The following is a 12,956-nucleotide window of genomic DNA, read 5'->3' on the forward strand; positions in this document are numbered from 1 at the left end:
ATTTAATAAGGTACTTATATTTAAAATTATCATTGTAAAAAAATTATAAATCAATTAGAATTGATACGATAGTTTTTTTATTATTTTGAGAAAATTGGAGGAGAAAATAAAGATGATGAAGAAAAAAAAGTTCCAAAATTTAATCAAATGGATTTTAATCTATACAATAATTGGTGGAGTTGGCTCACAATTTTCGCCAATAATTAGTTCCGCAATAGAATCAGAAAATTTAAGTTCAGATAATTACACGAAACTTGTTAAAGCACTAGAATCAAACGAACAAAGTGTAAACGCTTTAAATGAAAAAGCCTTTGATGAGAACATGGCAGCGCAATTGGAAATCAAAGGACTGAAATTTGAAGATTTTTCAAACACAGAAAAAAATGAGCAGGAAATTCGTGTAGTTATCCAGTTACTTAACGAGAGTGCCAGTGATACTAGTCAGCCTCCAACTGGAACAAAAAAATCGATTGAAAAAATAGAGCAGGCGACAGATGATGTCATTCAAAATCAGCAAATAATTAAGACGAAAGTTGAGAAAATAACTGGAAATAAAGCACAACGAAGCTTTGGGTATTTATTAAATGGTTTTTCAATCGATGTTAAATACAAAGACATTGATACGATTCGTGATCTGCCTGGAGTAGCAGATGTTACCGTTGCGACAGTCTACTATCCAACTTCCGTTGAGGCCAATCAGTTAGCTAATATTAATCAAGTTTGGGAAGAGTACCAATTAAAAGGTGAAGGTATGGTTGTTTCGATTATTGATACAGGGATTGATCCCAGTCATAAAGATTTACGTTTATCTGACACAACAAAAGAAAAAATTAGCCTTGAAGAAAGTCAAATAAACATAGCTGAAATGGGGCATGGTAAAGCTTTTACTCGTAAAATACCTTATGGGTATAATTATGCTGATAATAATACAACCATCATTGATGAAAATCCTACAACAAATATGCATGGCATGCATGTAGCAGGGATTGCTGCAGCCAATGGCATTGGAGCTGATAGTACAACAGCAGTTTTAGGTGTAGCTCCAGAAGCACAGTTACTAGCAATGAAAGTTTTTTCAAATTCTAGTGGGGCAGTCGCCTTAAATGACGATGTAATTGCAGCCATCGAGGATTCTGTAAAATTAGGAGCTGATATCTTAAATATGAGTTTGGGCTCAGTTGCAGGAAACCGTGACAGTAATGATCCTGTTCAAATTTCAATTCGTGAAGCAGCAGAAGTTGGCGTCCTATCTGTGATTGCAGCAGGAAATAGTGGTTTAAGTACAAGTAATGATACAAATGTAGCCCCACAAAATAAATTTGGAACGATCGATACTGGAACATTAGGCTCACCAGGCGTAACAGATGAAGGACTAACCGTTGCTTCATTGGAATCATCCGTCCAAATTAGTGGACGCTTGGCAATTTATACAGTAAATGAAGCCGGCGCGAAGGTTCCTTATCTAATGGAAACACCTGCTTCATCAGAAGGGAAAATCCCTTATTTTAAAGGAGTAACAGCTAATATCAGTGGTTTAAGCACACCACATGCGATGATTGACCTAGGAACAGGGACAGAAGCAGATTACCAAAACAAAGATGTCGCCGGAAAAATTGTTTTAGTAAGACGTGGTTCGATTCCCTTTTTAGATAAGCAAGTGCTAGCTAAAAAATATGGAGCAGCAGCAGTTTTTATCTATAATAATCTCCCTAATTTGGCTGCCTTAGAAATGCCTATTGCTGATCCAAATTTCATAACTTTGGGATTAACAAAAGAAGATGGCGATAAATTCGCGGAATTAATCTCGGAAAATCCCGCAATAAATTATAGTTTTGAAGCAGATAAGTTTCTCACGGAAAATCCTAAAGCTGGCAAAATATCCGATTTTTCTTCATGGGGACCGACACCTAGTTTAGAATTCAAACCAGAAATAACCGCTCCAGGAGGACAAATTTATTCAACTGCGAATCAAAATAGTTACCAAACAAATAGTGGTACATCAATGGCAGCACCCTTTGTAGCGGGAACAGAAGCTTTAATCTATCAAGCGTTAAAGGCGGAACAGAGTCCTTTAACAGGTTTGAATTTGATTGAATTTGCTAAGGCATCCCTTTTAAATACGGCAATACCAGTCATGGACCAAAAACATTCAGACGTGATTATTTCCCCTAGAAGACAGGGAGCTGGACTCTTACAAGCAGATCAAGCTATTAAAAATAAAGTCTATCTAACAGATGCTAAAACAGGTAAAGCCAGCGTAGCTTTGAAACAAATCAATCAAAGCACCAAAATAAGCTTGCAGTTGAAAAATGCAGGAAAGCAAGACGCAAGCTATAACTTTCATGATTTCGGTGGCGTTTATACCGAAGATCGAACTGCTACAGCAGAAGTATATGAAAAGAAAATTGATGGAGCTGACATCAAAATAGCGTCATCCGAAATCAAGTTAAAAGCTGGGGAAACCAAAACAATTCAACTTACCTTAGACTTGCCAGATACATTTTCCAAAAATCAATTCGTTGAAGGATACATTGGATTAGCCAGTGAAACTCAACCAGACCTCGTCATACCTTACATGGGATTTTATGGAGATTATAGTGAAGCCGCTATTCTTGATACACCCGTTTACTCAGGTAATTCCATTCAAGGCAAAGGCTTTTTTACAGATAAAAGTAACACCTTTTTAGGTTTGGAAAAAGGGACAATTAATCCCAATCTAGTCGCTATCTCACCAAACAAAGACGGACGCAAAGATGAAGCCAAACCAACCCTTTATTTTTTAAGACACGCCAAAACAGCAACCTATGAAATCGTTGATTCAAATAAAAAAGTGATTCGACGTTTAAATGAAGACCATAACGTGATTAAAGATTACTTTAATCCAGTTAGTAGTGCCTTCTCATCTCATACAGTTACTGCAGCCACTTGGAATGGAATGATCTATAATCCAAAAACCGGTGGGAATGATGTTGTACCAGACGGTCACTATCAAATGAAAATTACCGTTCAAGGTATGTCAGAAAAAGCCGGCACACAAGAAACATTCTTGCCAATTAAAGTTGATACAAAAAATCCTGTTATCAGTCAGGCTAAGTTTATTACCCCAGATAGCCTAAGCCTTAAAATCGAAGATCAATTAAGTGGAGCTGATTTGCGTTCGGTCGCTATTGCAGTTAATGGTCAAATTGAAACCTATGATTTAAGTGCAACAGAAAATGAAGAACTAACTGTTCCTTTAAAAAATACACAACAGGCAGCCAACGGCAAAAATCAAGTTGAAGTGGTCGTTTCCGATTATGCAGGCAATATCGGTCATTTTAATGAGTTCATTTCATTTGGTACAAAAGAAGAGTTCGTTTTATTTAACTTATCAGACAATGCCTTGATTACTACAGCTAGCAATAGCTATTCAACTGAGAAAAAAAGTTATACTGTGAAAGGCTATTATCCAGCTGGAAAGAGTATCTATGTCAATGGTTCTTTAATTGACAATCAAGCAGGTTATTTTGACATGGAGGTTCCACTGACTGAAAATTCGACCGAATTGATTTTTAGTCAGGAAGCAAATCAGCAAACGATAATAAAAAGAGTCGCTATTAGAGCGAAAGTAACGCCCCCAGAATTAACGATTGATAGCCCAACTGAATCTGTGGTTATTGATGAAAATCATTACCTAGTTACGGGGAAAACAGGAAGTTCGACGAAGGTCTTAGAAGTAGTTAACCAGTCAAATGGAGTCAAGATAAATAGTACAGATGCTATTCAAGCAGACGGTCAATTTTCAACTGAAATTCCGCTAGTAAATGGACAAAATAGCCTTATGGTCACTGCTTTAGATGAATTTGGAAACAAGACGATTAAAATAATTAGTCTGCGTACAACTGGGTACAATCAACCAACTATCTTAGCTTTAAGCAATCTGAATGTGGTTGGCTTCACGCAAGTTGGCGTTGGAAATCCTAATTACGATGAGATTTCAAAAGAATATACGATTAAGGGTCGCTTAAAAGAACCCGTTGAACAATTTACAATTGATGGGAAAGACGTTGCCTATGATCCCATTGAATTAACGTTTTCTTATCCAGTTCCGTTAAAACAAGGGAAAAATACAGTCGCTTTCTATCTACAAGATTCAGCGATCAATGCTGAAAAACCTTTGGTAGACGAAGGGTATACGTTATTGCTTGATACGGTGTTGCCAACTTTAGATGTTGAAAACTTACAAACGGACAGTCAGGGCAATTATCAAATTTATACAAATCAAAATCCATTCCTTTTAAAGGGGTTGATTTCAGATAATTTTTCAGGTTATCGTTTGTATATTAATAATGAAAATGTCCTGACGGATGCGAATTATTTTATTTTTGATGAAAAATTCTTTGCAAATCGTTTGGCAGCACCATTTGAGTATCCAGTGAATGTCACAGAAGGTGAAAATAGTGTTCAAATAGGATTACTTGATACACTTAATAATCTGACTAAAAAAGAAATTTCGATTTATTATCGTCAAACGTCACCATTAGCACCGATTGTAACAGCCGATACAACAAGTTTAACAAATAAAGCCGTAAATCTAACAGCAACCTCGGAAGCTGAAACGTTGATTTATTACTGTCTATCTGGTGAAGAGTATCAGCTATATACCGATCAAATTGCGGTTACTTCAAACCAAAAAGTTTCTTTTAAAACGCTGGATAAATATGGAAACTACTCAGAGCCAACCATTTATGAAGTGAAAAATAGTCAACAAGTAATTGCTTCGCAACCTAAAATTGACGTTAGCCCACGTGAAAAGTTCACAGAATCTGTTCAAATTAGTTTAGGTTACCAAAAAGAGTTGACTGAGCGAGAACAGACTTTTACTCATTTGCGCTATAGCTTGGATAATGGACTCACATATAGTGAGTATCAAGCACCTTTCAAACTAGAAAAATCGGCAGATATTTATGCTCAAAGCTATGATGATGCCGGCAATCAAAGTGAGATTATCAAAGAAACAGTGCTTTTCGAAGAAATTGTAGAAGAAAAAGAGAAACCAGAAACGGAAACGACTAACCCAACGATTCCAATCTTAAAACCGGGGCAAGAAGAAGTAAATTCAATCATAGAGTCCACTAAGGTAAAAGAGTCTGCTACTAATCTAGTTCAACCAACTATGGCGAACGAATTAAATGATAAAGACCAATTACCTAAAACCGGAATTGATGTTAAGCAAAGTTATTCTATTTTGGGACTGTGGATAAGTTTTTATAGTATCTATCTGTTGCTAAAAAATAAAAAAAAATCCTCTAACTTATAGAATAACTATCTAAGATTGATTCTAGTTGGAGAGTATAAATAAACTAAAGAAGCCCATGAAGACTATTTTGATGATAGTCGTTTCATGGGCTATTTGAAGTCAGATAATATACTACTCGTTCGTTTCATGTTTTAATAACCATTCTTTACGTGCGGTACCTCCACCGTATCCTCCTAAAGCTCCATTTGTATTTATAACTCTATGACAAGGGACAATAATGGAAAGTTGATTAGCGCCATTGGCTCGGGCTACTGCCCGATAAGCCAGTGGATTATTTAGATTTTCAGCGATTTTTTTATAGGTGGTTGTTGTGCCAGCGGGAATTCTTTGTAACGCATCCCAGACTTCCGTTTGAAATGGTGAGCCTAGATAGCGAATAGGCGTTTTAAAATCAGTTAACTCACCATCAAAGTAAAGTGTTAACTCCTTTTCAATCATTTCTAAAATCGCTGTTTTCCCAGGCAGAATTGCAGCATTGAGACGAACCCTTAATTTTTTTACTTCAGTTTCTAGTCCCACTCTGTCAACAAATTCCAGTAAGAATAAATGGTGCTCATCTGAAATAGCCAACATAGAGCCTAATTTTGTTTCAATCCATGCGCTAGAAAGTACCTGGATTTTTTTGGAACGTTGGGGTACATCTCCCATAGTTTTAGAAAAAGCATCACGAAACCCATTACTAGATTCAAAGCCACTAGCTAATTGTGTATCAATTAAAGATTCACCATTACGAATATGTTTAAAAGCTAAACCCATTCTTCTTGAACGAGCGTATTCAATAAACGTCATGCCAAATTCTTTTTTTAATTGTCGGCGTGCAGTATTCGCGCTAATGGCTAAGTTATCAAAATCCTTATCTGTCCATTTTTTTGTAGGATCCTTTTCAATAGCTGTTACAAGTAATTTGACATCATCCGAAAGATTAGAGGGATGTGTGAGGGGATGACACCTTTTACAAGGTCGATAAGAAGCTAAAAGTGCTTCTTTAGCAGTTTCGAAAAATTCACAATTTTCTTTCAGTGGTTTTTTTGCAGGACAAGTAGGACGACACAAAATCCCTGTCGTTTTTACCCCAACAAAGAAAATACCTTCATAATTTGAATTTTTTTCGACTAACATTTCATAGTAAGTATCAATTTCTTTTTGGTTCGTAATCATTTGGTTTCAACTCCAATCGTATTTATTTCAGGATTTTCTAGCGTTTTGTTGAAAATAGTTCATTGTTGAAAAATAGCTAGCTGGTCCATAACTAATTCGTTTAGCTCCCATATTTTGTAGTTCAGACGATGAAGGCAATCCTGGAAGGATCATAACATTTACAGGAAGTGGGGAATGGTGGATAAAATAAGCTAACCACTTTTTATCCACCAATCCAGGGATGAAAATACAATCTGCTCCAGCATTAGCATAAGCTGTCGTCCGATTAAGGGCCTCAATCATTAATTCTTGATTGACTACACGATTCTGAAAAAAGATATCAGTCCGAGCATTCAAAAAAATAGTTTTGTTTTGTTTTTTTGCGGCATCCTTAATAGTTTGAATTCTAGCACTTTGTTCAGTTATCGTCCATAATTGAGGAACTTCAGTACTTAAATCTTGGTCCTCAAAATTGACACCTACAATATCTAAGGTAAGCAGTTGCATCATATTTGCTTCTAATTGTTTTAACTCGACAGCATAGCCAGCCTCTATATCTACAGTAAAGGGCTTTGTTATGTGGGAAGCAATTCGTGAGATAAACCAATAAAATTCAGTAAAAGTCATCTTTTGGCCATCAGGAAATCCCCAAGCTTGTGCTAAAGCATAGCTACTGGTGGCAATTGCTGAAGCACCACTTTCTTCTAGCGCCAGTGCGGTTGCGACATCCCAACAGTTATACAAAATTAAAGCCTCTTTCTCGTTGTGTAGCTGTTTAAATTGGTCATACTTAGTTTTTAGCATAGTAATCATCTCCTTGGTTCGATTACCTTCACTATACGCCAATAGCTAAAGTAAAATACCAGAAAAATTAACACGACCATTTTTAGCAAGATTTTAATAAAAATAGCAGTGTATCTCTCAATACCTGAATGATTTACTCAGTTGAGATGGATACACCGCTATTTATTTTATAGTTAAATTGAAAGTATTAATGGAAAAAATGACTTTCATTGATTTTTGCTTGTAGTTTTTTGATGTAGACTGAAATATAAGGTTGGAAAATAATTCCAAAAATACCAAAGACTAGACCGAAAAGCAATAGAACAAGCGCATAAAACCAAGCATTCGGCCAATAAATACCGCCGACAGGTTCACGTAATAAATTAACAGCATAAGTGAAAGGCAATAAAGGATTGATAAATTGGAAAAATTTTCCAGAAAGTTGAATTGGAAAATTACCTCCACCAGCTGAAATCGAAAGCACAAGTAAGATAATCCCTATGCCTTTTCCAAGATTGCCAAAGACGGCTGCTAAAATATACAAAATTGACATGAAGACTAAACCAACAAAAATGGTCATTGCTACAAACCAAGTTTTTTCAAAAGCATAGGTATGAAGCAGATAAAGATTTCCTAATGACACAATTAATGCTTGGAAAAATCCGACGGATAAGAAACTGAGCATCCGTGCTGAGTATTGTTCACGTTTAGAGAAGCGTTTCTTATCTTTATCGGAAAGAACGAAGTCTGTACTCGCAATATTAGAAAATAGCAAACCACCAACCCAAAGACACAAGGCTGTGTAGAAAGGTGCACTTGCAGAGCCATAGTTTGGCACAGGATACCAAGCTTTTTGTTTCATGGTCACTGGATTAGAAAGAAAATCACTTTCTGATTGTGCATCAGCTTTTAATAGTTTAATCAATTCGTTTAAATCAATATTCTCTTGTTGATCACGAATGAAGTTGCCAGCCTTCTCGATACCCGAACGAATCATGGGCCAATCATTTTTAATTAGACTACTAGCTGAATTCAATGCATTCTCAACATCAGGCATTTTTTCATTAACCATTGCTAAAGTTTTGGTAATATCATCTTCAATACCTGGTAAGTCATTTTTAACAAAGTCATCTGCCGTGGCTAATTTTTGTTTCAGTGTGGGAAAATCATTTTGATAAAAGTCAGCCGCTTTGTTAATGCCACCAACGATTAAATCCATGTTGCCATTCAATAACGTATTAGCTGTATGGATTTCATTTTTTAATGCAGGCAGTTCTTTTTGATACTTTTCTAAATAGGTAACAGCATTTTTAATTGTTCCCGTGGTACTAGCTAAAAGACTTTCCACGTTAGGGAGAATGGTTGTGTTTGCTGAATTCAAAATCGTATCAGCGTGACTTAAAGCCTCGTTTAATTTAGTTAATACGTTTTGGATACCTTGACTAATTGCAGCATTATCAATTGCATTCAGGTCATTTACAAAGCCTTTTGCAGTGGCGCTAATTTCATTTAAACGCGTTTGAATTTCAGCTACGGATAAATTTGGAAGTTCATTAAGCAAGGCTGTCACTTTTTGGTTAAGCTCATTATTTCGTGTTTGCAAGTCTTTTAATTGATTGATAGTAGTTGTCAATTCAGTGCTCCCACTAGCTTCCTGCAATTTTTCTAAGTTATCAATTAAGCCACTTAACATCGTATTGGCTGTGTCTAAATGTGTGCTCAAAGAAGTTAAACTTGCGATAATTGCTGCCTTATTATCTTCCGTTACGACTGTTGAACTTAAATTATCCGCCAGTTTTCCAATGGACGAAGCAACGGATTTTAAAATAGTTAAACCAGTGTCAATCGCTTGTTTGACGGGTTCTAAAGCAGATTGGATTTTTGCAATAACTTCTTTAGTCGATTCGACAGTTTGGGAAGCGTCTTGTCCTAGTTCAATAACGTCAGGCACAATAGTTTGTACTTCCTGAATAACTGTCAAAGCTTGATTTGCTTCATCGATGCCTTGATTTAAAGTTGCAGCAATTCCATCAAAATCCTGATCTATTTGAGCAATTTGGCGTCCAGCATTTTGAATTTGAGGAATATTTTTTTGCAAATCAAGAATCAATGAACCAGTTTGATCAAGTTGAGGCATCAAACTATTGACCTCACTAATCTTAGCTGTCATCTGGTTCACTTGTGGTAAATACTCAACAAATTCATTTGCTTTCGTTAATTTAGCCTTAATATCAGGCATTTTTGTTTGTAAATCAAGAATTTCTTGTGTATAGGTGTCGATTTGTGGCAGATTATTCTCTAAATCTAGCACTAAACTTGAAACTTTTCTGATAGAAGGTAAATTTGTTTCTAAATCAACTCCGATTGTATTAAATGCACTGACAACAGTTTGACTGACCGTAGCTACAAACTCTTTCGAAATAGTTTCTTGTAAGGTTGTAGCGCCTTTGTCTGTAATTTTAGGTGCAATCGCATTGATTTTTTCATTGACGCTGTATTCAATTTTGGGCTTTTTTAAATCTCCTTTAACAAAGCTCAATAAATCGCTTGAAAAACTTTTAGGAACATAAATTCCGGCATAATAGGTTCCGTCTTTAACGCCTTTATCAAGCTCTGTTTTGGATTTAACAAAGACCCAACCTAAGCTATGATTATCATGTAAGGAATCAATCAATTTATCCCCGATATTAATACTAGTATCTTCAAAATCAGCTGTTTGATCAGCACTGTAGACAGCTATTTTCAATTCACTTGTGTTGCTATATGGATCCCACAAAGCAGCAATATTAAACCAAGCATAAAGAGAAGGGATAATCAGTAAAGCAATAATTAACGCTGTTGCAAAAGGGTTTTTAAAGATTCTTCGCCAGTCGAGTCGATAGAGTTCAAAAACATTTTTGAAATGTCGCATAGTGTATAAGTCTCCTTTTTGTGTAAAATAAATTGAGGCTAGATAAACACTTTAAATTTGTTATGTAGAACAAGATTAATAAGTGTATTAAAATAAAAAAGGCTAGGATAAAAAAATCTTAGCCTTTTTGTAAAACTATATTTCTTTGTTTTGTTGTGCAAGTAAGTCGCGAATTTCTTTTAAGTATTCCTCGGTTGCATTAATTTCAACTTCTTCTTCAACTTCTTCAACAGGTTTTTTCATTTTAGCAACAAATGTGTTAATGACTTTGATAAACATGAAAATAGAAAAAGCAATAATTAAGAAATCAATAATAGATTGCAAGAAAGCTCCATACATAAGTTTTGCATTTAAAATTTTAATCGATAAATCACTAATATTGCTACCACCAGTAAGAGCGACAATAATTGGCGTGATGATATTTGTAACTAATGACGTAACAATAGCACTAAAGGCTCCACCAATAACAACCCCAACAGCTAAATCTAATACACTGCCACGTAATGCAAATTCTTTGAACTCAGCTAACATATTTTTAAACATATAAAATAACCTCCTTATAATAATTTCAGATACGTTTTAAGTATAGCTAAAAATGGAATGGAATTAAAGAAATAAGACCTATTTATTAAAATATATATAGTGAATTCTAATTGAAAAATAGTTATTTGTCCGGGCTGTAGTGAACGACTTTAATTAAAGGAGATTAATTAGAATATAAAAGAACGAGATAGCGAACGAAAAAGAAAATTTATGTTAAAATGTATCAAATCAATTTGGTTTTATACCTATTTCCGTTATAATAGAAATGTAAAGGTGAAAGAAACCTATCCAGTGAGAGGAGAATGGAAAATGAAAACTAAAAAAAGTAGATTCAGTCTAATGTTAGTGTTAGTTATGAGTATTTTTGTTATCAGTGCCTGTGGAAATGAAAGCAATGGTGCATCTTCCTCTAAAGGTAATGAATATGATACAGCGATGCGCGAGGGTAAGCAATCAATTGCTGAAAAAGATTATGCAGGCGCAGAAGAGGCTTTCAATGAAGCTTTGGGTTTTAAAGAAAAAGATGCTGTTGCAACAACCTTTTTAAATCAAACGAAAGACTACATTGCTGCAGAGAATAAATATACGAATGGTAAATTAGAAGAAGCGAAAGTAGCCGTTGAAAAAGTCGTTACAGAAAAAAATGGTTCTAAAGACTTAGTTAAAGTCGGTAAAGAGCTAGAAACTAAAATCAACAAATTTGAAACACAACAAAAAGAGTATCAAGCACTTTATGACAGTAGTCAAAAACAATTTGATGCTGGAAAGTTAGATGATGCGGCTGGAACAATTGAAGAGTTGTTAGCAAAAGACTTAAGCAACAGCCTATTTGCAGACTTAAAACAACAAGCAACAGAATTAAAAACTAAAATCAATCAAGCTCAAGCTGCAAAAGTTAAGGAAGAGGAAGCCATTGTACCTGATTCTAAATATAAAACAGAACGTAATTCTGAATTAGCAGGTAAAGAATTCACTGCTGCAACAGGAAAAGATATTAAAACAGCTACAGATGAAGAAATTGCTGCTTGGTTGGCTACTAAGAATGCAACACAATCAAGTGGAACGACTGCAACGGATAGCTCAGCTAATGCTGAAAGTAGCTCAACAGATTCTAGTCAACCAGAAGTTTCCCTAGATACAGAAAAAAATAATGTTTTAACTGCGGTGGAACAATTGACTGGTCTTAGCAGCCAAGACAATCAGTATTATATAACAAAAGAAAGTGCTGATTTATTCCAAGTTGAAATTCGTCATGCACACACAGTTGATGGAACAGAAATTTCAAATATGGTTGGCATGTTCCAATACACTCCTTCAACTAAAGGATTAACAAAAATGGATCCAATTACGGGAGCTTATGCACCATATAAAAAATAGTTTAGTTTGATCAAAGAAAAGGTTGAGACGTATGTCTTAGCCTTTTCTAGCTATTGGACAAGAAAGAGGGCTAATTTAAAGTGAATTGGAAAGAAAAACTAGATCGAAATATGAGGAAATTTTTAGTAGGACGTTATGGTGTTATGGACCAGCTAAATCGAGGTTTGCTACTTATCAGTGTTGGGTTAATTTTTTTATCAATCATTTTCCCACAACGATTTTTAACAACAATTGCATTGCTAATACTGGCCGTTAGCTATTATCGTATCTTTTCTAAAAAAATTTCACGTCGTTATAAAGAAAATCAGCGCTACTTGGACTTTATTCGCCCAGTGCAACGCTTCTATCATTTACAAATGAAAAAAATAAAGGAACGAAAAGAATATCGTTATGTAAAATGTCCAGAATGCCATAAAACTACAAGGGTACCTAAAAATCGTGGGAAGATAGTTATTACCTGTCCTAACTGTCATCATAAGTTTGAAAAAACAACTTAATGCATAAAACTAGTAGCAGTACGAAAAATAATCTCTATAATTTAAAGGACTGATGAATCATCAAATGATTCCATCAGTCCTTTTTTTGTTTTTAGCTAATATAAGTTATTTCAAAACCAATCCTGCATTTAAATCATCAATTAATAAAAAGTGTGTCACGGTATTAAAGTTATTTTTAATAATTTCTCAAATATCATCATTGTCTAAGTAGTTCTCAGGAAATAAAATTAATCTCGTTATTTATATGTCGTTAGTAGTCAAAAAAGTTACATAATAAGCATGCACATTTTCCCATAAAATGTCTATTCTCATGAATACACCTCCCATATATAATCTAATAGTTAAAATTAAATTGATTTATTAAAATAACAAGTTCGCTATAAAAAATTATATTTTACTTAACATACTT

At 34.9% G+C, this 12,956-nt stretch carries 7 protein-coding genes; 3 read left to right on the forward strand and 4 right to left on the reverse strand.

The annotated features are described in order from the left end of the window. Window positions 1–112 precede the first annotated feature (112 nt). Complete coding sequence (locus MHI00_RS02450) at window positions 113–5,299, forward strand: S8 family serine peptidase (RefSeq protein WP_341110796.1); 5,187 nt, start codon at window positions 113–115, stop codon at window positions 5,297–5,299. A 111-nt stretch (window positions 5,300–5,410) separates the two neighbouring features. Here MHI00_RS02450 and MHI00_RS02455 read toward each other — a convergent pair whose 3' ends face one another. The 4 genes from MHI00_RS02455 to mscL all read right to left on the reverse strand — a co-directional run bounded on the left by MHI00_RS02455 (window position 5,411) and on the right by mscL (window position 10,661). Further along, window positions 5,411–6,457: a bifunctional transcriptional activator/DNA repair enzyme AdaA gene (locus tag MHI00_RS02455; protein WP_341110798.1), complete on the reverse strand. Its 1,047-nt coding sequence runs from the start codon at window positions 6,455–6,457 to the stop codon at window positions 5,411–5,413. Window positions 6,458–6,484: 27 nt separating this feature from the next. After that, window positions 6,485–7,240 (reverse strand): isocitrate lyase/PEP mutase family protein, encoded by a 756-nt coding sequence (locus tag MHI00_RS02460; RefSeq protein WP_010052776.1) that lies wholly within the window; start codon window positions 7,238–7,240, stop codon window positions 6,485–6,487. Window positions 7,241–7,427: 187 nt separating this feature from the next. Then, entirely contained in the window at window positions 7,428–10,130 is a 2,703-nt protein-coding gene (locus MHI00_RS02465; protein WP_341110802.1) for a YhgE/Pip domain-containing protein, read from the reverse strand. A 135-nt stretch (window positions 10,131–10,265) separates the two neighbouring features. Next, complete coding sequence (gene mscL / locus MHI00_RS02470; protein ID WP_179206388.1) at window positions 10,266–10,661, reverse strand: large conductance mechanosensitive channel protein MscL; 396 nt, start codon at window positions 10,659–10,661, stop codon at window positions 10,266–10,268. Between the two features lie 321 nt (window positions 10,662–10,982). On the opposite strand from mscL, the gene MHI00_RS02475 reads away from it, so the two are divergent. Next, window positions 10,983–12,050, forward strand: a complete 1,068-nt coding sequence (locus MHI00_RS02475; protein ID WP_341110804.1) for a hypothetical protein — start codon at window positions 10,983–10,985, stop codon at window positions 12,048–12,050. Window positions 12,051–12,130: 80 nt separating this feature from the next. Continuing rightward, on the forward strand, window positions 12,131–12,547 hold the full coding sequence (locus tag MHI00_RS02480) for a hypothetical protein (protein ID WP_016356634.1): 417 nt from the start codon (window positions 12,131–12,133) through the stop codon (window positions 12,545–12,547). Window positions 12,548–12,956 lie beyond the last annotated feature (409 nt).

The organism is Carnobacterium sp. FSL E2-0243 (assembly GCF_038003605.1).
Classification (GTDB): Bacteria; Bacillota; Bacilli; order Lactobacillales; family Carnobacteriaceae; genus Carnobacterium; species Carnobacterium maltaromaticum.

Coding starts and splice junctions, on each gene's coding strand:
- MHI00_RS02450 (WP_341110796.1), top strand. CDS start 113: ATGATGAAGAAAAAAAAGTTCCAAAATTTAATCAAATGGATTTTAATC.
- MHI00_RS02455 (WP_341110798.1), bottom strand. CDS start 6,457: ATGATTACGAACCAAAAAGAAATTGATACTTACTATGAAATGTTAGTC.
- MHI00_RS02460 (WP_010052776.1), bottom strand. CDS start 7,240: ATGCTAAAAACTAAGTATGACCAATTTAAACAGCTACACAACGAGAAA.
- MHI00_RS02465 (WP_341110802.1), bottom strand. CDS start 10,130: ATGCGACATTTCAAAAATGTTTTTGAACTCTATCGACTCGACTGGCGA.
- mscL (WP_179206388.1), bottom strand. CDS start 10,661: ATGTTAGCTGAGTTCAAAGAATTTGCATTACGTGGCAGTGTATTAGAT.
- MHI00_RS02475 (WP_341110804.1), top strand. CDS start 10,983: ATGAAAACTAAAAAAAGTAGATTCAGTCTAATGTTAGTGTTAGTTATG.